The sequence below is a fragment of the Sulfuritalea sp. genome, from assembly GCF_031426875.1.
Classification (GTDB): Bacteria; Pseudomonadota; Gammaproteobacteria; order Burkholderiales; family Rhodocyclaceae; genus Sulfuritalea.
The window spans coordinates 49,582-70,786 of the sequence record NZ_JASJPC010000021.1; the positions used below are offsets into that span (position 1 = coordinate 49,582).

21 protein-coding genes and 1 tRNA gene are annotated in these 21,205 nt (G+C 62.9%); 10 read left to right on the forward strand and 12 right to left on the reverse strand.

Annotated features, from left to right (window positions below):
* Window positions 1-21: 21 nt before the first annotated feature.
* From RMO95_RS09745 to RMO95_RS09755, 3 genes are read right to left on the reverse strand one after another with little or no spacing between them, the layout of a single operon-like run.
* The gene (locus RMO95_RS09745; protein ID WP_310450428.1) at window positions 22-1,257 is read right to left on the reverse strand and encodes an ABC transporter permease; all 1,236 of its coding nucleotides are present in this window, start codon (window positions 1,255-1,257) and stop codon (window positions 22-24) included.
* Window positions 1,254-1,967, reverse strand: coding sequence for an ABC transporter ATP-binding protein (locus RMO95_RS09750; RefSeq protein WP_310450429.1), 714 nt, complete (start codon window positions 1,965-1,967; stop codon window positions 1,254-1,256). Before RMO95_RS09750 ends, RMO95_RS09745 begins: the two co-directional genes overlap by 4 nt.
* A 7-nt stretch (window positions 1,968-1,974) precedes the next feature.
* Window positions 1,975-3,531 carry an efflux RND transporter periplasmic adaptor subunit gene (locus RMO95_RS09755; protein WP_310450430.1) on the reverse strand — a complete coding sequence of 519 codons (1,557 nt, stop codon included), beginning with the start codon at window positions 3,529-3,531 and terminating at the stop codon, window positions 1,975-1,977.
* A gap of 211 nt (window positions 3,532-3,742) precedes the next feature.
* Here RMO95_RS09755 and RMO95_RS09760 point away from each other — a divergent pair, with 211 nt between their 5' ends.
* Window positions 3,743-4,183, forward strand: a complete 441-nt coding sequence (locus tag RMO95_RS09760; protein ID WP_310450431.1) for a DsrE family protein — start codon at window positions 3,743-3,745, stop codon at window positions 4,181-4,183.
* Window positions 4,184-4,246: 63 nt separating this feature from the next.
* Here the strand turns inward: RMO95_RS09760 and soxB are convergent, their stop codons facing one another.
* From soxB to RMO95_RS09790, 6 genes are all read right to left on the reverse strand, one after another.
* Window positions 4,247-5,968 (reverse strand): thiosulfohydrolase SoxB, encoded by a 1,722-nt coding sequence (soxB, locus tag RMO95_RS09765; protein WP_310450432.1) that lies wholly within the window; start codon window positions 5,966-5,968, stop codon window positions 4,247-4,249.
* Window positions 5,969-6,111: 143 nt separating this feature from the next.
* Window positions 6,112-6,726 carry a sulfur oxidation c-type cytochrome SoxX gene (gene soxX / locus RMO95_RS09770; RefSeq protein WP_310450433.1) on the reverse strand — a complete coding sequence of 205 codons (615 nt, stop codon included), beginning with the start codon at window positions 6,724-6,726 and terminating at the stop codon, window positions 6,112-6,114.
* A 13-nt stretch (window positions 6,727-6,739) separates the two neighbouring features.
* Window positions 6,740-7,603: a sulfur oxidation c-type cytochrome SoxA gene (soxA, locus tag RMO95_RS09775; RefSeq protein WP_310450434.1), complete on the reverse strand. Its 864-nt coding sequence runs from the start codon at window positions 7,601-7,603 to the stop codon at window positions 6,740-6,742.
* Between the two features lie 111 nt (window positions 7,604-7,714).
* Window positions 7,715-8,026, reverse strand: a complete 312-nt coding sequence (gene soxZ / locus RMO95_RS09780) for a thiosulfate oxidation carrier complex protein SoxZ (protein WP_310450435.1) — start codon at window positions 8,024-8,026, stop codon at window positions 7,715-7,717.
* 29 nt (window positions 8,027-8,055) lie between these two features.
* Entirely contained in the window at window positions 8,056-8,526 is a 471-nt protein-coding gene (gene soxY, locus RMO95_RS09785) for a thiosulfate oxidation carrier protein SoxY (RefSeq protein WP_310450436.1), read from the reverse strand.
* 238 nt (window positions 8,527-8,764) lie between these two features.
* A complete protein-coding gene (locus RMO95_RS09790) occupies window positions 8,765-10,630 on the reverse strand; it encodes a potassium transporter Kup (RefSeq protein WP_310450437.1) in 1,866 nt (621 codons plus the stop codon).
* A gap of 223 nt (window positions 10,631-10,853) precedes the next feature.
* Here RMO95_RS09790 and RMO95_RS09795 point away from each other — a divergent pair.
* The 8 genes from RMO95_RS09795 to RMO95_RS09830 all read left to right on the forward strand — a co-directional run bounded on the left by RMO95_RS09795 (window position 10,854) and on the right by RMO95_RS09830 (window position 18,050).
* A tRNA-Leu gene (locus RMO95_RS09795) sits at window positions 10,854-10,938 on the forward strand.
* A gap of 147 nt (window positions 10,939-11,085) precedes the next feature.
* Window positions 11,086-11,760, forward strand: a complete 675-nt coding sequence (locus tag RMO95_RS09800) for a Crp/Fnr family transcriptional regulator (RefSeq protein ID WP_310450438.1) — start codon at window positions 11,086-11,088, stop codon at window positions 11,758-11,760.
* A gap of 114 nt (window positions 11,761-11,874) precedes the next feature.
* Complete coding sequence (gene queA / locus RMO95_RS09805) at window positions 11,875-12,987, forward strand: tRNA preQ1(34) S-adenosylmethionine ribosyltransferase-isomerase QueA (protein WP_310450439.1); 1,113 nt, start codon at window positions 11,875-11,877, stop codon at window positions 12,985-12,987.
* On the forward strand, window positions 12,984-14,096 hold the full coding sequence (gene tgt / locus RMO95_RS09810) for a tRNA guanosine(34) transglycosylase Tgt (RefSeq protein WP_310450440.1): 1,113 nt from the start codon (window positions 12,984-12,986) through the stop codon (window positions 14,094-14,096). Before queA ends, tgt begins: the two co-directional genes overlap by 4 nt.
* A gap of 37 nt (window positions 14,097-14,133) precedes the next feature.
* Window positions 14,134-14,478 carry a preprotein translocase subunit YajC gene (gene yajC, locus RMO95_RS09815; protein WP_310450441.1) on the forward strand — a complete coding sequence of 115 codons (345 nt, stop codon included), beginning with the start codon at window positions 14,134-14,136 and terminating at the stop codon, window positions 14,476-14,478.
* A 44-nt stretch (window positions 14,479-14,522) separates the two neighbouring features.
* On the forward strand, window positions 14,523-16,391 hold the full coding sequence (gene secD / locus RMO95_RS09820; protein ID WP_310450442.1) for a protein translocase subunit SecD: 1,869 nt from the start codon (window positions 14,523-14,525) through the stop codon (window positions 16,389-16,391).
* 1 nt (window position 16,392) lies between these two features.
* Entirely contained in the window at window positions 16,393-17,343 is a 951-nt protein-coding gene (gene secF, locus RMO95_RS09825; RefSeq protein ID WP_310450443.1) for a protein translocase subunit SecF, read from the forward strand.
* Window positions 17,343-18,050, forward strand: coding sequence for a cytochrome b/b6 domain-containing protein (locus tag RMO95_RS09830; protein WP_310450444.1), 708 nt, complete (start codon window positions 17,343-17,345; stop codon window positions 18,048-18,050). Before secF ends, RMO95_RS09830 begins: the two co-directional genes overlap by 1 nt.
* A 62-nt stretch (window positions 18,051-18,112) precedes the next feature.
* On the opposite strand, the gene RMO95_RS09835 is transcribed toward RMO95_RS09830, so the two are convergent.
* The 3 genes from RMO95_RS09835 to purB form a co-directional block, all read right to left on the reverse strand.
* Entirely contained in the window at window positions 18,113-18,583 is a 471-nt protein-coding gene (locus RMO95_RS09835) for a cytochrome c (protein WP_310450445.1), read from the reverse strand.
* A gap of 162 nt (window positions 18,584-18,745) precedes the next feature.
* A complete protein-coding gene (locus RMO95_RS09840) occupies window positions 18,746-19,075 on the reverse strand; it encodes a DUF2322 family protein (protein ID WP_310450446.1) in 330 nt (109 codons plus the stop codon).
* Window position 19,076: 1 nt separating this feature from the next.
* A complete protein-coding gene (gene purB, locus RMO95_RS09845) occupies window positions 19,077-20,444 on the reverse strand; it encodes an adenylosuccinate lyase (RefSeq protein ID WP_310450447.1) in 1,368 nt (455 codons plus the stop codon).
* Window positions 20,445-20,593: 149 nt separating this feature from the next.
* On the opposite strand from purB, the gene RMO95_RS09850 reads away from it, so the two are divergent.
* Window positions 20,594-21,202 (forward strand): glutathione S-transferase, encoded by a 609-nt coding sequence (locus RMO95_RS09850; RefSeq protein ID WP_310450448.1) that lies wholly within the window; start codon window positions 20,594-20,596, stop codon window positions 21,200-21,202.
* Window positions 21,203-21,205 lie beyond the last annotated feature (3 nt).

Genomic DNA, 21,205 nt, shown 5'->3' on the forward strand with positions numbered 1-21,205 from the left:
CGGCTTGTCGCCGCGGGCGCACTATTCGTAGCGCAGCGCCTCGATCGGCAGCAGGCGCGAAGCCTTGCGCGCCGGGTAATAGCCGAAGAATATGCCGATCGCACCGGCAAAGCCGGCCGCCAGCACGATCGAGCTGCCCGAGAGCTCGGTGCGCCAGCCGGCGAATTCGGCGATCGCCGTCGCGCCGCCGACGCCGAGCAGGATGCCGATGGCGCCACCGATCAGGGACAGGGTCACCGCCTCGACCAGGAACTGGGTCAGGATGTCCCGGGCGCGGGCGCCAACGGCCATGCGCAGCCCGATCTCGCGCGTGCGCTCGGTCACCGAGACCAGCATGATGTTCATGATGCCGATGCCGCCGACCAGCAGCGAGACCGAGGCGACGGCGGCCAGCAGCAGCGACATCACCTTCGACGAGGCTTCCTGGGCCTGGAGGATTTCGGACAGGTTGCGCACGTAGAAATCGTCGTCCTGGCCGTTCTGCAAACGGTGGCGCTGGCGCAGCAGTTCGCGCATGCGGGCCTCCGCTTCCGCCATGTTGGCGCCATCCCTGGTCTTGACCATGATCGAGCCGACGTTGCGGCCGGCGGCGTAACGGCTGGAGCCGAGCACGCGCTTGCGTGCGGTGCTGATCGGCATCAGGATGATGTCGTCCTGATCCTGGCCCATCATGTTCTGGCCCTTGCGGTCGAGCACGCCGATGATCGTCAGCGGCACCTTGTTGACGCGCACCACCTGGTCTACCGGGTTGGTCTCGCCGAACAGGTTCAGCGCCACGGTCTGGCCGATCAGGGCCACCTTGCCGGCGCCGTTGATTTCCGCCTGCTCGAAGCCGCGGCCTTCGATCACCGCCCAGTCGCGTACCTGGAGGTATTCCGGCGAGGTGCCGTAGAACACCGTGGACCAGTTGGCATTGCCCGCCACCACCTGGCCGCTGCCGCGCAGGGACGGCGCGGCAGCCTGGATCTCGTCGATTTCGCGGTTCAGCGCGTAGGCGTCGTCCTCGGTGATGGTCGGCTGCGAACCGCTGCCGCCGCGGGCGCCGCCCGAGGTCATGGACCCCGAGAGCACCATGATGATGTTGGAGCCGAGGCTCTTGATCTGGTCTTCGACGCGGGCCTGGGCGCCGTTGCCGACGGCGATCATGACGATCACCGCGGCGACGCCGATGATGATGCCGAGCATGGTCAGCGCCGAGCGCAGCTTGTTGATGCGCAGGGCGAGCAGGGCGATGCGCAGGGTGGCGCTGAAATTCATAATGCCGCTGCCGCGTCCTTGGGCACGTTAGCCCGGTCTTCGACTACCTTGCCGTCGCGGAAGGAAATGATGCGGCCGGCGAAGTCGGCGATGTCGTGCTCGTGGGTCACCAGCACGATGGTGATGCCCTCGCGGTTGAGCTGCTGCAGCAGCGCCATGATCTCGCCGCTGGTGCGCGAATCCAGTGCGCCCGTGGGCTCGTCGGCGAGCACCAGCTGCGGGTCGTTGACCAGGGCGCGGGCGATCGCGACGCGCTGCTGCTGACCGCCCGAAAGCTGCGCCGGATGATGGTCCATGCGCTCCGCCAAGCCGATCTGGGTCAGGCGTCGTTCCGCGCGCGGGTGGCGTTCCGCCGCGGGCACGTTGCCATACAGCAACGGCAGCGCGACGTTGTTCAGCGCCGAGGTGCGCGCCAGCAGGTTGAAGTGCTGGAAGACGAAGCCCAGCTTGCGATTGCGCACCGCCGCCAGCTCGTCGCCGGAGAGCGCCGAGACTTCCTGGCCGCCCAGCCAGTAGCTGCCGGCGCTCGGATGATCGAGGCAGCCGAGCAGGTTCATGAAGGTGGATTTGCCGGAACCCGAGGGCCCCATCACGGCAACGAACTCGCCGACCGCGATGTCGAGCGTGACGCCGCGCAGGGCTGGCACTACGTTGCTGCCCATGACGTAATCCTTGGTCAGTCCCTCGACCCGGATCAGCGGTGCACTCACGGCAATCCTAGAACAGGCGCGGGCCGGGCATGCCGGACGCCTTCGCCGCGGCCTGCTGGCCGGCGATGACTTCCTGGCCGACCCGGATGTCGCCGGAAACGATCTCGGTCATGCTGCCGTCGGTAAGGCCGAGGCGCACCTCGACAGGCTTGGCCTTGCCGTCCGCGCCGACTATCCAGATGCGGCCGCTGCCGCCACCGCCGCCGGCGCGCGCGGACTGGGCCTCGCCGGCCGTTTCGGCATAGCGCTGCTTCTGTTCGGGGCTGAGGATGGCCGCGATCTTCTCGCGGATCTCGGCGCGGTTGCGTTCCTGCGCCTTATTCTTCTCCGCTTCGGGCAGCTCGCGCGCGGCCCTGAATTTGTCGCGCATGCCGTCGAAGATCGCATCGACCTTGGACCGCTGATCGGCATCGAGCTTGAGATCGGCAACGAGTCTGTCGCGCAACTGGGCAAGCCCGCCGCTGCCCGTGCCGCCGCTGCTCGAAGCCGCTGCCGCAGGAGTTGCCGCTGGCGATACGGCGCTTGCCGTCGCGCCGGTCGACTTTTTCTCATCCGCGGCACCGCTGGGGCGGTAGCGCAGCGCCGCATTGGGCACCTTGAGCGCCTGATCCTTCTGCGCTGTGACGATGCGCACATTGGCGGTCATCCCCGGCAGCAAGGTGAGATCTGGATTTGCCGCCGAGATGACCACGGTATAGGTGACGACGTTGGAGACCACCGTCGCCGCCTTGCGCACCTGCCGCACCTCGCCCTCGAAATGCCGGCCGGCGAAAGCGTCTACGGTAAAGCTGGCCTTCTGCCCGAGGCGCACGCGGCCCACGTCGGCCTCGTCGATCGAGGTTTCCACCTGCATGTCGGTCAGGTTTTTGGCGATGACGAAGAGTTCCGGCGCCTGCAGGCTGGCGGCCACGGTCTGCCCCGGTTCGATGCTGCGCTTGACCACGATGCCGTCCACCGGCGCCTTGATCGAGGTGCGTTCCAGATCGACGCGCGCCGCCGCCAACTGGGCTTCGCGCTGGCGCACCACGGCTTCGCCGTTCTTCACCTGGGCCTCGGCCGAGGCCAGGGAGGCGCGCGCCGCATCCAGGGTGTTCTGCGCCGTGTCGCGCTCGGCCGGGGAGATGAAGTTCTTTTCCACCAGGGTCTTCTTGCGCTCGTAGTCGCGCTGGGCGTTGGACAGATTGGCGCGGGCGCGGGACACTTCCGCCTGCTGTACGCCCTGGCCGGCGCGGGCCGCATCGACGTCGGCCTGGGCCTGGCGCACACGGTGCTCGTAGGTCTCCGGGTCCAGGCGAGCGATCAACTGGCCGGACTTTACCGGCGAGTTGAAGTCGACCAGGATTTCCTTGATCTGCCCCGAGACCTGCGATCCGACCTGCACCGAGACCACCGGGTTCAAGGTGCCGGTGGCGGAGACGGCCGCCGTGAGCGGGCCGGACTCGGCTTTCGCCAGCTTGAACCGGGGCGCATCGGCGGGCGAGCCGTAGCTGCGCCAGGCCGCATAAGTTCCACCGCCGACGACGGCAAGGGCGAGCAGAAGAATGATGAGTGATCGCTTTTTCATCCGGCGATTCTAGCCGACGCCGGCAGACGCACTGCAAGCCGCCTTGCAAGCAAATGTTACCGTTGGCGGCCGAGCCCGGTTGCCGCCTTGGCCGGCCTCGCGTACGGCATAGGATTGGCAGGGCGCGGACTTGTAATCGGTATTCGATGCGAGTAGTGTTTTAGACTTAAATAAAACGGGGCCGGCACGGCTCGCTAACCGAGGAGAAACCATGAAAAAACCCAGCAGACTGGCATGCATCCTGGCCGTGAGCGCTTTGCTCCTCGGCGCATGTGCGACGGACATGACGTCCAGCGTGCACCCGGACAAGGTGGTCTATCACATCAACGATTCGTCATCGGCCACCGCGGCGCTGCGCAATATCGGCAACCATCTCGACGTCAATCCGCAGGCGCAGATCGTCGTCGTCACGCATGCCCTCGGGGTGGATTTCCTGATGGAAGGAGCCCGCGACAAGAACGGCAATCCCTACAACATTCCGGTCGAGACGCTGACCGAGCGCGGCGTGACCTTCGACGTCTGCGAAATCACCCTCAAGAGCCGCAAGCTGGACCGCAAGCAATTCATTCCCGAATCGAAGTTCGTGCCCTCGGGCGTTGCCGAGATCGGCAAGCTGCAGGCCAGGGGCGGCTTCGCCTACATCAAGCCCTGAGTTGAGCGCCGCACCGGCAAGGCACTGCGCCGCTCGGCGCAGTGCCTTGTCGTGACGAGTTCATCAGCCGACGAATCCGGCATTGCCTTTCATGCCCAATAGTTTGGGCTGGTTGAGTTTGCGCGGCGTGATGGTTTTCTTGTCGCGCAGATAGCGCGCCACGACGTCCCACACCGGCTCGCCCTTGGCGCCTTCGGCCACCGGCGCCCAGCCGGCAACCTTGTATTTCCGGTCGGCCTCGACGGGCTTGCCGTGCAGGCGCATGTCGGTGATGCGCTTGCCCATTGCGGCGTTCGGCGTGCAGGTGTATTGCAGGCCACCGACGCGTACCATGTCGCCGCCCTGCTGGTAATAGGGGTCGGGATTGAACAGGTTGTCGCCGACGTCTTCGAGGATGGTCTTGATCTGCTCGCCGCTCATCTCGGTCAGTGTCGCGTGCGGATAGGTGATCGCGGTCTGGTCCATCAGGTGCTCGAAGGTGATCGCCTGACCGGGCAGGATCGTGGTGCCCCAGCGGAAGCCGGGCGAGAAGCCGATATCGGCGCCCTGGACTTCCATGATGGCATCGAGAATCAGCTGGTCCCAACTGCCGTTGAAGTTGCCGCGCCGGTAGAGCAGGCCTTCGGAGACGGCGAGCTTTTCTTCCAGCTTGGACTTGTGTGGCGCGCGCGCCTTGTCGATCAGCGCCGCCATCTCGGCGTCCGCCGGCAGCAGGTTGGAGAATATCGGCAGCAGCTTGTAGCGGAAGTCGGAAATCCTGCCGTTCCTGACGTCGAAATCCAGCACGCCGAGGAACTTGCTGTTCGAGCCGGCGTTGGTCACCAGGGTCTGGCCGTTGCTGTTCTTGACGATCACTGGCTGCGGTACGCCATCGTGGGTATGACCGCCGAGTATCGCGTCGATGCCGGTGACGCGGCTGGCCATCTTGAGGTCGACGTCCATGCCATTGTGTGACAGCACGACGACGACCTGGGCACCCTTGGCGCGTGCTTCGTCGACCGTCTTCTGCATGTTGTCGTCCTGGATGCCGAAGGTCCAGTCCGGCACCATCCAGCGCGGATTGGCGATCGGCGTGTAGGGGAAGGCCTGGCCGATCACGGCCACTTTGACACCATTCATTTCGCGCAGGCTGTAAGGCTCGAAGACCTTGTCGCCGAAGTCGCTGGTCTTGATGTTCTGCGCGACGAAATCGATCTTGTTCTTGAAATCCTTTTCGACGATTTCCAGTACCCGCTTGTCGCCCAGCGTGAATTCCCAGTGCCCGGCCATGATGTCCACGCCGAGCAGCTTGCAGGCATCGACCATGTCCTGGCCCTTGCTCCATAAGGCCGTGGCCGAACCCTGCCAGGTGTCGCCGCCATCCAGCAGCAGCGCACCAGGACGGCCTGCACGCAATCGCTTGACCAGCGTTGCCAGATGCGCGAAGCCGCCGATCTTGCCGTAGGTCCTGGCCGCCTTCTCGAAGTCCAGGTAGGTGAAGGCGTGGGCTTCGATGCCGCCGGGCTTGATGCCGAAGGCCTTGAGCAGGTGTTCGCCGACCAAATGGGGCGCCTTGCCCTGCGCGCCGCCGATGCCCAGGTTTACGCTCGGTTCGCGGAAATGAATCGGCATCAGCTGGGCGTGGCAATCGGTGAAATGCAGCAGATGGACATTGCCGAATTTCTTCAGGTCGTAGAGGCTGTCGCCCTTGCCGGCAGCCCAGACCGAGCGGGCATCGAGAGCAAACCCGGCGGCGGAAGCGGCGGCCAGGATTTGCAGGAATTCACGGCGATTCATCGAAGACATGACAGGTTCCTAAGGCTGATCCCACCGGGGGATACCGTACTCGCTTGCAGCGGAGGCTGATCCCACCAGGGGAGACCGTCCGCGGCAGGGTGCCGCGGACATGAAAAGCCTGGCCGAGGCCAGGTTTTTCGGGGGCGGCGCGCTTACTTGTTGACCGGCGATGCGGGGTCGAGCAACAAGGCGACCAGATCCTTGATCTGCTTTTCGCCCAGTGCACCGACACGCCCGAAGCGCGGCATTTCGGAACACAGGTTGTGGGACTTGGCGTTGTAGATCTTGGAATAGACGTACTTCTGAATATCCGGCGTGTTGCCGCGCAGTTTGCCGAACTGATACAGCGTTGGGCCGATCGTGCCGAACGAGGTTTCGTTCGGGCTGATCTGGTGACAGTTGTAGCAATTGCCGCCTACCGGCAGACCGGGCTTGTCCTTCCAGGTGAATCCCTTGCCGCTTTGGGCCGTCTTTTCGCCGGCCTTCCAGTCGCCCATCAGCTTGCCGTCGGCCGGATACTTGACGTCGGCCAGTTGGTCGGCTTCCATCCGTTTCGCGATGTATTCGGGCGGTTTGTTGCTGGTGCGGTTGCAGATCATCTGCAGGCCATCTTCGGCCAGCCGGTCGATGGATGCCTGGCCTCGCGCCTGGAAATCCTTGTTGAAGGTTGCGATGGCCTTGGCGCGATAGTCGCCATCGGCGACGGCGGGCAGGGCAATCATCAGGGTGGCGGCCATGCTTGCGGCCAGGATAATCTTCTTGGTCATGTCTGTCTCCCTCTTAGCGCTTGATGCCCGGGCCTTTGTAGACCTGGCCGTTGGCGTTGCCAATCATGTAAGTCAGCAGATACGCGATCGCGTCCGAGGCGTATTTCGGCTCGGGAAAGCGTTGCTGGCGGAAGCAGTCGCCCATGCGCCATTGATGGGTCAGCATTACGCCGCCCGTCATGCGATAGCCCGGCCAGCCCTGCACGCCCTTCATGGCGCCGGCGGCGGTGGTGAGGTTGGGCAAGTTCTGCATGCGGATGCGCTTGCCGTCCGAGCCATGGCAGGTATTGCAGGAGAAATCGTAGGGGCCGGCACGGTAGGCGGCCATCGCCTTGCCGGTTTCATAGGCAGCGCGCACCTTGGGATCCTTCAGCGGCACGGCAATCCTCATGTTGCGCGAATGGCCGGCGACATAGGTGACCAGGTTGGTGATGTCGGGCGTGAAATTGGCGTTCGCAAACGGCTTGGCGGCGATGTCGTCGAACTTGAAGCCCTGCTTTTCGACCATGCACCAGACGATGCGGCGTTCGGCATCCATCACGGCATCGGCGTCGGCAAAGTAGCGCGGCATCTTGACGTAGGCGCCTTCGACCTTGCCGATGCCCTGGCCGAGGTCGCAGCTTTCGGCCAGCGAGACATTCTTCGGGCCGCGCTTGGTCTTCCACTGCTCCTGCCCCTTCATTTCGAACAGCTCGGCCGGGTTGCTTTCCTCCATCTCGGCGCGGAACTTCTCGAACTCCAGGGTCGCGGCATCCTTTTCCTCGACCGCTGGCGCCATTTTGGCTGCGGGCTTCGCTGCCGGCTTCTTCGGGGTCTGGGCGAACGCGCCTCCCATGACCGCCACGGCGCAGAGCGCGCCAATGAGGTTCTGTTTCATGTTCTCCTCCTGTCCAATTAAGGGCTCGGGCGGGTATGTCCCGCCGCGGTTTGTGTTATGTCCCTGCGCGCCGCCGGAGCATGTCCCCGGCGCCGCACATGGATGAGACGGTCAGGCTACTGCGGCTTCGTCGGTTCGTTTGTCGCCCTTGTTGTCCACCCAGCTGACGACAACCTTGTCGCCCGCCTTGGCGCCCTTGACCTTGAAGCCGAAGACGGGGTTGCGCGACACGGAGGTGCCGATCTGTCCGTCGACGACACGCTTGCCGCCCACATCGACCGTCATCGACTGTATGAAGTGGGCGGGAATGGGCTTGCCTGCGGCATCCTTGCGCTGGCCGGTTTCCATCGCGTGCCCCATCAGGATGCGAATTTCTGCGACGTCGCCTTTCATCTGGGCGCGAATTTTCATCGGATCTGCCATGGTGTCTTCCTTATATCCGTTGGGTTGGATCAGCCGCCGCAGCCGCCGACCGTGACCTTGACTTCTTTTTGAGCCGTATAGAACTTGCCGTCTGCCTTGGCTATCGCCTTGACCAGGGAGGTCTGGCCCATTTTCAGGCGTGCCGAGACTTCCGCCACAGCGCCGTTGGCAAAGTCGAACTCAGCGCAAAGCGGTTGCGGATTCTTTTCGACCAGGATCGCGATCGAACTGGTGTTCGGAATCTTGCTGACCACGTCCACGGGCACCACGGCGCCGTTTTCCGCAATGTCAGGTACCTTCAGCATCAGATCCTTGCTGTCGGCAGTTGTCGCTGCGCCCAGGCCCTTGAGCGCGCCGGCCGTGTCCTTGGCCTCAAAGGCGGCCTTGTTCCATTCCGCGGCGTAGGCCGCGGTCGGCTTCAGAACGCCGGCCATGATCAATGCAGAAAGCGCCCCCAAGCTTCCTGCGCCGCGCAGCACGGTCCTCCGTGTGACGTTCATTTCCATTGTTTTGTACTCCTCCGTATCGTCAGATGTCTGGCTATTTCCTGGGCAAACCTAGCACCTTATGTATAGAAAATTAAGTGCCTTATTGGATTGCCGAGAGAGCCAGTTTTGCATACTAATTGCGCAAGGTAAATCGAAATAAACTAATTTGGCTAATCGCTCAAACAATGGAATAAAACAGCCTCCGCAATCGTCAGCTAGTCTGCTGCGATGCACCAGATGCGCCGGTTTGTCAGAGCTCAACCTGGGTTCCAAGTTCGACGACGCGATTGGTCGGCAGCTTGAAGTAATCGGTCGCCGTACCCGCATTGCGGAACATCCACATGAAAAGTATTTGCCGCCACAAGGTCATGGCCGGCACACGATTGGGGACGATGGTTTCATGACCGAGGAAAAACGAGCTTTCCATCATCTCGACCGGAGCCATGCCGTGACTGCCGCATAGTTCGAGCGCCAGCGGGACGTTGGGATCGTCCTTGAAGCCGTAATTCAGGACGATGCGGTAGAAGCCATCGCTCAGCGCTTCGACCAGAATCCGTTCGCTGGCGTCGACATGGGGGATGTCCTGCATATTGACATTGAGCAGGATGACCCGCTCGTGCAGCACCTTGTTGTGCAGCATGTTGTGCAGCATGGCGCGCGGCACGCCGTCGGGGCGGGTAGTCATGAATATGCCGGTGCCGGCGACGCGATGCGGCCCGCCGTATCTAAGGCTGGCGAGAAAGACATCGAGCGGCATCGAATCCAGCTGTAGCTTCTCGTAGAGCAGGGCGCGACCACGCCTCCAGGTGGCGAACAGCGTGAATATGCCGAGGCCGAGCACCAGGGGGAACCAGCCGCCGTCGAATACCTTGATCAGATTGGCCGAGAAAAACGCGAAGTCGACCACGATGAACAGGATCAGGAACAATCCGGCCTGCAGCCAGTTCCAGTTCCACAGGGCGCGCACCACGACAAACGCCAGCAGGGTGTCGATCATCATGGTCAGGGTCACGGCGATGCCATAGGCCGAGGCCAGGTTCGACGAGGACTTGAAGCCGAGCACCAGAATGATCACGGCCAGCAGCAGCAGCCAGTTGATGTTGGAGATGTAGATCTGACCTTTTTCGCGCTCCGAGGTGAACTTGACCTGGAGCCGCGGGCAATAGCCCAACTGCATGGCCTGGCTGGTCAGCGAAAACGCCCCGGAGATCACGGCTTGCGAAGCGATGACGGTGGCGGCGGTCGCCAGGCCGACCATTGGATACAGCAGTTCGTCGGGTACCAGCATGAAGAAGGGATTCTTCACGGCCGCCGGATTGTCGAGGATCAGCGCACCCTGGCCGAGATAGTTCAGGTAAAGGCAGGGAAATACATATCCCAGCCACGCCCACTTGATCGAGCGCCGGCCGAAATGTCCCATATCGGCATACAGCGCTTCGCCGCCGGTGATCGCCAGCACCACCGCGCCCAGGGCGAGATAGGCGTGGGAGCGGTTTTCGAGGAAGAAGTGCAGTGCATACCAGGGGTTGATGGCAGCGATGACGGCGGGGTGCTTGAGGATGTTCCAGATGCCCAGCACGCCGAGCGTGCCGAACCAGAACAGCATCACGGGTCCGAACAGGGCGCCGACGCTGGCCGTGCCGCGCGGTTGAAACAGGAACAGGCCGCAGAGCACCAATATGGTGATCGGGACGATATAGGGTTTGAACATCGGGGTGGCGACTTCCAGGCCTTCGACGGCGGACAGCACCGACATCGCCGGCGTGATCACCGCGTCGCCGTAGAACAGGCCGGCGCCGAAGATGCCCAGTCCCGACAACAGCCACATCATCTGCGGTCCGGCGCCACGGGTGCGCAGGGCGAGCGATGTCAGCGCCATGATGCCGCCTTCGCCACGGTTGTCGGCGCGGGTGATGAACATCACATACTTGAGCGACACCGTGATGGTCAGTGCCCAGAAAATCAGCGACAGAATGCCCAGCAGGTTGTCCGGCGATACCGCGACGGCATGGGGGCCGTTGAATACTTCCTTCATGGTGTACAGCGGGCTGGTGCCGATGTCGCCGTAGACCACGCCCATGGCCGCGACGGAAACGGCGGCGAGGCGAGGCTTCATGCTGCCCGGCGGATTATTATTGTTGCTCTGCACCATTAAATAATTATAGGCGCATTGCAAATCATGAGTTGCCGCGCCGCGGCCGGCATCCCGATCGCCAGGGGCACAAGCGGTGCGACGCTTCGATGCGCGACTTTTCGTCTTGAGGTGGATTGTGGGACGCCCGGGTTTGTCGGATAATGCGCGCCTCGCGTGCTGCATATCCAGTACCGCGACATCCCGGGCCGGGGTGACGGAATCGGTAGACGTAGCGGTCTCAAACACCGCCGCCGCAAGGCATGGGGATTCGACTTCCCCCCCCGGCACCAACAATACTTGTCTGGCAAACCGAGTCGGGCCGGCAAGACGGACGCCGGCAGAAAAATCGGCGATATTCCGATTACACTTGGCTCCCGGTGCGATGTAGTGGTTTTCACGGAGGGGATGTAGTGATTGCGCGGAATGCTGGAGTTTCAATGACCGTCCTGCGGGCGTTGCCGATCTTCGAGATGCTCGATGACGAATGCCTGAAGCCGTTGACCCGTGTCGCCATGCTGCGCCAGATTCCGCGAAATACCGTCGCCCTGCACGCCGGCGACCATACCGACAACATCTACTTCGTGCTTTCGGGCTCCTTGAAGGTTCAGGTCAGCGACGAGGAAGGCCGCGAAGTCATTCTGTCGATGCTCGGACCGGGCGAGTTGTTCGGCGAAATGGGAGTGCTCGACGACCATCCGCGTTCGGCCACTGTGCTGGCCGTCGAACAAAGTGAAGTCGTGGTGATGGGCAAGGCGGATTTCAAGCAATGCCTGGTGGAAAACCCCGATGTTTCCCTGTTCATCATGCGCAACCTGACCAAGCGCCTGCGTCTGGCCGACCGCAACATCGAGAGCCTGGCGCTGCTGGATGTCTATGGACGCGTTGCACGCCTGCTGCTCGAGGCGGCAGAGACCATCGACGGGCGCAAGGTGGTGACGCACAAGTTGAGCAAACAGGATATTGCCAAGATGATCGGCGCTTCGCGCGAGATGGTCAGTCGGGTGATGCGCGATCTCATGGCTCAGGGCCTGATCATGGAACGCGGCGGACAGTTGATCCTGGTGGACCTGGCGGCGTTCAGGCGCCATGGCGACCTGGACGTGACGAATTGATCGTCGACGCCGCGGATACTGCGGCGCCCGAGGCCTAAAGAGCGGCCGCTCTGCTACCATGCGCGCCGGCCGACGCAAGGCCGGCCAAAGCTGCAAGCCCTTCTCCGCTTCCCGATGCCTTTCACACTCGCCGATTTCGATTACGCGCTGCCGCCGGAACTGATTGCCCAGGCTCCCCTGGCGCAGCGTTCGGCAAGCCGTCTGCTGGTCGTCGATGGCGACCGTCGCAGCGATAGCCGCTTTGTCGATCTGCCGCAATGGCTGCGCGCCGGCGACCTGCTGGTGATGAACGATAGCCGGGTCTTGCATGCGCGCTTGCTGGGACGAAAAGACAGCGGAGGACAGGTCGAAGTCCTGGTCGAACGTCTGCTCGATCACAACACCGTGCTGGCCCAAGTGCGGGCGAGCAAATCGCCGCAAGCCGGCAGCAGGCTGCGGCTCGAAGGTGAACTCGATGTCGAGGTGCTGGGGCGCGAAGGTGAGTTCTATCGCCTGCGCTTTGCCGACGATGCCGCCGAATTGATCGAGCGTCATGGCCGGCTGCCCTTGCCGCCCTATATAGAACGCCAGGTCGAAGCCCCCGACGAGTTGCGCTACCAGACCGTGTATGCGCGCGAGAGGGGTTCGGTGGCGGCGCCTACCGCCGGCCTGCACTTCGACCAGGACATGCTGGCGCAGCTGCGCGAGCGGGGAGTCGGCATCGCCTATGTCACCTTGCACGTGGGCGCCGGAACCTTTCAGCCGGTGCGCGCCGGCAAGCTGACTGAACACCGCATGCATACCGAGCGCTATGTCTTGCCGCCGGCCACGGCGGAGGCGATTGCAGCGACCCGCGCCGGCGGCGGCCGCGTCGTGGCTGTCGGCACCACCTCCTTGCGCACCCTGGAATCCGCGGCGTTGGACGGGGGATCGAAAGCCCCCCCCGAAAATCCCGCTGCGCTCGATTCTCCCCCCGGGGGGCCAAAAAACACTGGGGACGGCCCGGCGTGTTTTTTGAAAGTTGGCGCTGGCGAGACGGCGCTGTTCGTCACTCCCGGCTTTGAATTCAAGATGGCGGACATGCTGATCACCAATTTCCACTTGCCCAAGTCCACCTTGCTGATGCTGGTTGCGGCGTTTTCGGGCATGGAGGAAATCCGCTCCGCCTATCGGCATGCGATTGCGGCGCGCTATCGCTTTTTCAGTTATGGCGACGCCATGTTGCTGCATCGAAGGCGGGAACAATGAACTTTGAGCTGCTTGCCAGCGACGGCGCGGCGCGACGCGGAACGCTGACGCTGACGCATGGTGCGGCGCCGACACCGACTTTCATGCCGGTCGGCACCTATGGCACGGTCAAGGCGATGTCGCCGGACGAGCTGGTCGATATCGGCGCCTCCATCGTGCTCGGCAACACCTTCCATCTCTGGCTGCGGCCAGGACTGGAGGTGGTTGCGGCGCACGGCGGCCTGCACCGCTTCATGGGCTGGAACGGTCCTATCCTGACCGACTCGGGCGGCTTTCAGGTGTTCTCGCTGGGCGAGCTGCGCAAGATCAGCGAGGAAGGCGTCAGGTTCGCTTCGCCGATCAATGGCGACCGGCTGTTCCTGACGCCGGAGGAGTCGATGCGCATCCAGCATGTGCTGAACTCCGACGTGGTGATGATTTTCGACGAATGCACGCCCTATCCGGCGGACCTGTCCACGGCGGCGCAATCGATGCGGCTCTCGCTGCGCTGGGCGCGGCGCTCGCGCGACGAACATGACCGGCTGGAGAACAGCAATGCCCTGTTCGGCATCGTCCAGGGCGGCATGCACGAAAGCCTGCGCGACGAATCGCTGGCGGCGCTGGTCGACATCGGCTTCGACGGTTTTGCCATCGGCGGCCTCTCGGTCGGCGAACCCAAGGAGGAAATGGCGCGCATCCTGGCCCACACCGCGCCGCGCCTGCCGGCCGACAAGCCGCGCTACCTGATGGGCGTCGGCACGCCGGAAGACCTGGTGTATGCCGTGGGGCAGGGCATCGACATGTTCGATTGCGTGATGCCGACGCGCAATGCGCGCAACGGCTGGCTATTCACGCGCTGGGGCGACGTCAAGATCAAGAACGCCAGCCACAAGAACGATACCCGGCCGCTGGACGAGGCCTGCGGCTGCTATACCTGCCGCAATTTCACGCGCGCCTATCTGCATCATCTGCATCGCGTCGGCGAGATACTCGGCGCGCGGCTCAATACCATCCACAATCTTTACTATTACCAAACCCTGATGGCGGAAATGCGCCTCGCCATCGAGCAGGGCGACTTCGCCGGCTTCCGTCTCGGCTTCAAGCGGGGACGGGCCGGCGAGCAGGTATAATTCGCGGCTTCATTTCAGACATTCCTGGAGATTCATAGTGCTGATTTCAAATGCTTACGCGCAGGCGGCCGGCGCCGCTGCTGCCGATCCGTTGGGTGGCCTGATGGGCATGCTGCCCATTCTTTTGATGTTCATCGTGCTCTGGTTCGTCATGATCCGGCCGCAGATGAAGAAGGCCAAGGAACAGCAGAAAATGGTCAGCGAACTGGCCAAGGGCGACGAAGTGGTGACCCAGGGCGGTATCACCGGCCGCATTGCCAAGGTGGGTGAAAACTACCTGAGCCTCGAAGTGGCCGAAGGCAAGGACGGCCCGGTGGTGATCACCGTGCAGAAGAACGCCGTGGGTGCGCTGCTGCCCAAGGGTACGCTGAAGAACCTGTAATTTTTCGGGCCGGCCGCGTCAAAGCGCGGGCCGGGTACCACGCCATGAACCGCTACCCCCTCTGGAAAAACGCCACGGTGCTGATCGCCCTGGTGCTTGGCCTGCTCTACACGCTGCCCAACTTCTTCGGCGAGGCACCGGCCGTGCAGGTGGCCAGCGTCAAATCGACGCACAAGGTCGACGCCAAACTCCTGGCCCAGGTGGAAGCGGCGCTCAGAACTGCATCGATCGCCCCGCAAGGGATGGTGCTCGATCTCAACAGCGTGCGCGTGCGGCTGGCCGACACCGATACCCAGCTCAAGGCGCGGGACGCCATCGAGAGAGCCCTGAACCCGGTGGCGGCGGATGCGACCTACAGCGTGGCGCTGAATCTGGTCTCGGACTCCCCCAACTGGTTGAACAGCATCAACGCCCTGCCGATGTATCTCGGCCTCGATCTGCGCGGCGGCGTGCATTTCCTGTTGCAGGTCGATATGAAGGGTGCACTGACCAAGCGGCTCGATTCGATCGGCGCCGATTTGCGCAGCCTGATGCGTGACAAGAACATCCGTCATGGCGGCATCAGCCGCGAGGGACAGACCGTGGCGATACGTTTCCGCGAGGCGGAAACCCGCGACAAGGCGCGCGGCGTCCTGGCCGACAGCCAGCCCGACCTGGAACTGGTCGACGCCCAGGAAGGTGCGGATCTCAAACTGGTGGCGACGCTCAAGCCGGTGGCGCAAAAGCGCATCCAGGAATTCGCCGTCAAGCAGAACATCACCACCCTGCACAATCGCATCAACGAGCTCGGCGTCGCCGAGCCGGTGATCCAGCAGCAGGGCATAGACCGTATCGTGGTGCAGTTGCCGGGGGTGCAGGACACCGCCAAGGCCAAGGACATACTCGGCCGCACGGCAACGCTGGAAGTGCGCATGGTCGATGACGAAGCCAGTGCCAATCCGAGCGTCATGGATCAGGCCGCCCGCGGCCAGCCGCCTCCCGGGACCGAATACTACGTCGAGCGCGGCGGCCGCGGCCTGCTGGTGAAGAAGCAGGTGGTGTTGACCGGCGAGCGCCTGACCGATGCCCAGCCCGGATTCGACAACCAGACCCAGGAACCGGCGGTGCACCTGTCGCTCGATTCCGCGGGCGCACGCATCTTCAAGGACGTGACGCGCGAGAGCGTGGGCAAGCGCATGGCCATCCTGCTGATCGAAAAGGGCAAGGGCGAGGTGGTCACGGCGCCGGTGATCCGCACCGAGATCGGCGGCGGCCGCGTGCAGATATCGGGCCGCATGAGCACCGTCGAAGCCCACGATGTCGCCCTGCTGCTGCGGGCCGGCTCGCTGGCGGCGCCGATGGAAATCATCGAGGAGCGCACCGTAGGCCCCAGCCTGGGTGCCGAGAATATCGCCAAGGGCTTCAACTCGACCATGTGGGGCTTCATTGCCATCGCCGTGTTCATGATGTCCTACTACCTGCTGTTCGGCGTCGTATCGGTGTTCGCGCTGTCGGCCAACCTGCTGTTCCTGGTGGCGCTGTTGTCGCTGCTGCAGGCGACGCTGACCCTGCCCGGCATTGCGGCCATCGCCCTGACCCTGGGCATGGCGATCGACGCCAACGTGCTGATCAACGAGCGGGTGCGCGAGGAACTACGCGGCGGAAATTCGCCGCAGGCGGCGATCACCGCCGGCTACGAGCGCGCCTGGGCGACCATTCTCGACTCGAACATCACAACGCTGATCGCCGGCATCGCATTGCTGATTTTTGGCTCCGGTCCGGTGCGCGGCTTTGCCGTGGTGCATTGCCTGGGCATCCTGACCTCGATCTTCAGTTCGGTCGTGGTGTCGCGTGCGTTGATCAACTGGATCTACGGCCGCCGGCGCAAGCTGGAAGCGGTGAGCATCGGGCAAGTCTGGAAGCCGGGAGTCTGACATGGAATTTTTCCGCATACGCAAAGATATTCCCTTCATGCGCCATGCCCTGGTGTTCAACATCATCTCGTTGATCACCTTTTTGCTGGCAGTGTTCTTCCTGAGCACCAAGGGGCTGCATTTTTCCGTCGAGTTCACCGGCGGCACGCTGATGGAAGTCAGCTATGCCCAGGCGCCCGACTTGCGACAGATCCGCCAGCAACTGGAGTCCGACGGGTTTGTCGACCCGCAGGTGCAGAACTTCGGTTCCTCGCGCGACGTGCTGATTCGCGTCCCGCTGACGAAGGGCGCCGAAAGCTCGAAGGTCGGCGAGCAGGTGATGGCCTCGCTGATGAAAGTTGGTGCTGGCGGTACGGCGCCCGCGATAACGCCCGAACTCAAACGGGTCGAGTTCGTCGGGCCGCAAGTCGGCAAGGAACTCGCCGAAGACGGCGCGCTGGCGCTGCTGCTGGTGGTGGTCGGCATCATGCTGTATCTGGCCTTCCGCTTCGAATGGCGCTTCGCCCTCTCCGCCATCATCGCCAACATGCATGACGTGGTGATCATCCTCGGCTTCTTCGCCTTCTTCCAGTGGGAGTTCTCGCTGCCGGTGCTGGCGGCCGTGCTGGCGGTGCTGGGCTATTCGGTCAACGAGTCGGTGGTGGTGTTCGACCGGGTCCGCGAAACCTTCAAGAAGAAGCGCGGCATGACCACGCCGCAGGTGCTCGACCACGCCATCACCAGTACCATCTCGCGCACCATCATCACCCATGGCTCGACCCAGATGATGGTGACCTCGATGCTGATTTTCGGTGGCGCTGCGCTGCACTACTTCGCCCTGGCGCTGACCATCGGCATCCTGTTCGGCATCTATTCGTCCGTTCTGGTGGCGAGCCCCCTGGTCATGTGGCTCGGCGTTTCGCGCGAGCAGTTCGTCAAGCCCAAGGTAGAAAAGCAGGAAGCCGTGGTCTGATGCAACGCATCAGCATCTGGGATCTGCCGACCCGGGTGTTCCACTGGGCTTTGGCGCTCTGCGTGGTCGGCTCCTTTGTGACGGTGAAGATAGGCGGCAATGCCATGGTCTGGCATGGCCGCATCGGCGTGACCGTGGTCGGTTTGCTGGCGTTTCGCCTGGTCTGGGGTTTTGTCGGTTCGACCCATGCGCGCTTCAGCCAGTTCGTCCGCGGGCCGCGCGCCATCAAGGACTATATCGGTGGGCAGTGGCAGGGCGAAGGACACAACCCGCTCGGCGCGCTGTCGGTCTTGGCCATGCTGGGCACGTTCATGCTGCTGGTGGCGACCGGAATGTTCGCCAACGATGACATCGCCTTCGAGGGACCGCTCTACGCACTGGTGGGCAAGGAATTCTCGGATCGGGTGGCCGGCATCCATCGCCTGATCGAGCCCTTGACCATCCTTTTGGTGCTGGCACACCTGGGCGCCATTGCGTATTACGTCCGCTTCAGGAAGCAAACCCTGATCATGCCCATGATCACGGGCTGGAAAGTTATGCGAAGCGGTATCCCCGGGGATGGTGCTGGCGAGACGGCGAAGGGCGGCGGAGCGCTGGCCTTCTGCTTCGCGCTGTCGATTGCCCTGGCAGCCGCCTACGGCGCCAGCGGCGCCTGGATCGCGTCACCCCAGCCCACCCTGGCGCCTGCCACGGCGCCGAGCTGGTAATACAAAACGGCCACCCGAAGGTGGCCGTCGCAGCGGTATCGAATGCTTCCGCCATGGGCGATTTATTTCTTCTCTTCCTTGCGGAATTCGTCGTGGCAGCCCTTGCAGGCCTTGCCCAGATTGCCGAACTGGGCCTTGACCGCAGCGGCATCTCCGCCAGCGGCAACTTTGGCTATTTCGTTGGCTTCCTTGTTGTAAGCCATGCCGACTTCCCGCAATTTGGCGGCATTGGTGAACAGTTCCGGTTTCACATTGGTGTCGCGCCAGCCCTTGCCGGTGTCGGTTCCCGGCTGGAACAGCCCGCCTGATCCTGAGTTGGCCAGCGCCTGAATGGTGTTCGCGGCCTGGATCACCTGATCCTTGTTGTAGCTGCCTTCGATGTTGGCCTTGATGCGGCCCATGCTCCAGCCGAGGGTCTGCATTACGGACTGGCGCCAGCGAATCTGATCTTCGGCCTTGCCTATCGTTTGGGCCAGGGTTGCGCCGGAAAGACCAATGGCGAGAGTGGCGACGACGAACTTGTTGAATTTCATTTGAACTCCTTTTTCTGTCGAGGGGAAGGCCAGCAGGTACCGGCATCCGGTATACGATCAGTGTCCGGAAATTATTCCATGCTTCCGTCAACGGCTAAGTGACCTGGGTTACAGACGCAGGAGCTCGCGGGGTATCGCCCCAAATGCCGGGGATGGCGCCGGCTATTCGATTCCAGTGGCGAAGAGGTGTTTGACGCGCAGCAGGCGCTTGCCGTCGGCCGCCAATGCCAGCAGGCGGTCGATGTTGGGATGCTTGCCGGGATTCTGCCTCGCATCGTCGGTATGCTCGGCGTACAGCTCCAGCCCCTTTTTGGCCGCCTCGGCGGTGATCGCTCCGTATATTTGCCCGAGATGGTTGTAGACGGAAAGCGAGCCGGTCTGGCCCGGCTTGTTTTCTATCGTTGCGGCAACTGCGCCTTCGCTGTCCAGCAACTGGATTGCCGCCAGATGCGAGATGCGGGGCAGCTGTTTGAGATTGTCGGCAAACGCCATGTCAGATCCGCCTGGCCAGTTCCGCCGCCTTGCCGATGTACGAAGCGGGTGTCATTTCGAGCAGGCGCTGGCGGTCTGCCTCAGGCAACGGCAGTTTGGCGATGAACTCGCGCAGGGCCTGTTGCTCGATGCCTTTGCCGCGCGTGAGTTCCTTGAGCTGCTCGTAGGGGTTGGGCACGCCGAAGCGGCGCATCACCGTCTGTACCGGCTCGGCCAGCACTTCCCAGGCTTCGTCGAGATCTTCGGCGAGGCGTAGCGGGTTGGCTTCGAGCTTGTTCAGCCCGCGCAAGGTCGAATCGAAGGCCAACAGCGTATAGCCGAAGGCCACGCCCATGTTGCGCAGCACGGTCGAGTCGGTGAGGTCACGCTGCAGGCGGGAGATCGGCAGCTTTTCCGCCAGGTGACGCAATAGCGCATTGGCCAGACCCAGATTGCCCTCGGAGTTCTCGAAGTCGATCGGATTGACCTTGTGCGGCATGGTCGATGAGCCGATCTCGCCTTCCTTGAGCTTCTGCTTGAAGTAGCCCAGCGAGATGTACTGCCAGAGGTCGCGGTCGGCGTCGATCAGAATCGTGTTGGCACGGGCCATGGCATCGAACAGTTCAGCCATCGCATCGTGGGGTTCGATCTGGATGGTATAGGGATTGAATTCCAGCCCGAGAGACTCGATGAAGCGGCGGTTGAAGCTCTCCCAGTCGATATCCGGATAGGCCGCGAGATGGGCGTTGTAGTTGCCCACGGCGCCGTTGAACTTGGCACTGAGCGATACCGCGGAAATCTGCTTGCGACTGCGGATCAGGCGCGCCGCGATATTGGCCATTTCCTTGCCCAGCGTGGTCGGCGTGGCGGGCTGGCCGTGGGTGCGGGCCAGCATCGGCAGCTCCGCCAACTGATGGGCCAGGTCGCGCAGGCGGGCGATCAGGCGGTCGAGTTCCGGCAACAGGCTGCCGCCGATCGCATCCATGAGCATCAAGGCATGGGACGTGTTGTTGATGTCTTCCGAAGTGCAGCCGAAATGGATGAACTCGCTGACGCGCATTACTTCGGGATTGCTCGCCAGGCAGTCCTTGAGCCAGTATTCCATGGCCTTGACGTCGTGATTGGTGCGGGCCTCGATGGTCTTGACGGCCTCCGCATCTGCGACCGAGAAATTGGCGATAACCGAGTCCAGCTGTTTGATCGTGGCGGTCGAGAACGCTGGACATTCGGCGATTTCCCCTGCGGCGGCGAGCGTCTTGAGCCATTCGATTTCGACCCGAATGCGATTGCGGATGAGGCCGTATTCCGAGAAATGAGTGCGCAGGTTTTCGACCTTTGCGGCATAGCGACCATCGAGCGGAGAAAGGGCAGTGAGTGCGGTGAGTGTCATGTCTTTGGCGAGGAGAGGACGATGCGCGGGAGGTCCCGACAGCATAGGTAATTTTAACATGCAGGCTATCGCCCTCCGATCACCGGTCCGCGGCCACCAACGGGCGGCGTGCTATAGTTTCCTTGCCCGAAACCTTGTGATTCATCCCAATGAAACTGATCGGTTCACTTACCAGCCCTTATGTCCGCAAGATACGCATCGTGCTGGCGGAAAAGAAGATCGACTACGATCTGGTCATCGATTCGCCGTGGGCGGAGGGCAACCAGGTCGCCGCGCTCAATCCGTTGGGCAAGGTTCCCGTGCTGGTGCTGGACGACAACAGCACGCTCTACGATTCCCGGGTCATCGCCGAGTATCTGGACATGGTGGCACCCAACAGTCGCCTGCTGCCTGCTTCCGGCCGCGAGCGCATCAGCGTCAAGCGTTGGGAGGCTCTTGCCGACGGCGTGCTGGATGCCGCCGTGGCAGCGTTTCTCGAGGCGCAGCGTCCTCTTGGCGAGCGCAGTCCGTCATGGATAGCACGGCAGCGCGGCAAGACTACCCAGGCGCTGAAGGCCATGTCGGAAGATCTGGGCGAGCAGCCCTGGTGCCATGGCAACAGCCTCTCGCTGGCGGACATTGCCGTCGGCTGTGCGCTGGGCTATGTATCCTTCCGCCTCGGCGACATCCGGTGGCGCGAGGACTACCCCAATCTGTCGCTGCTGTATGAAAAACTGATGCAGCGTCCCGCGTTCGCGGAAACCGTACCGCCGGGCTGATTC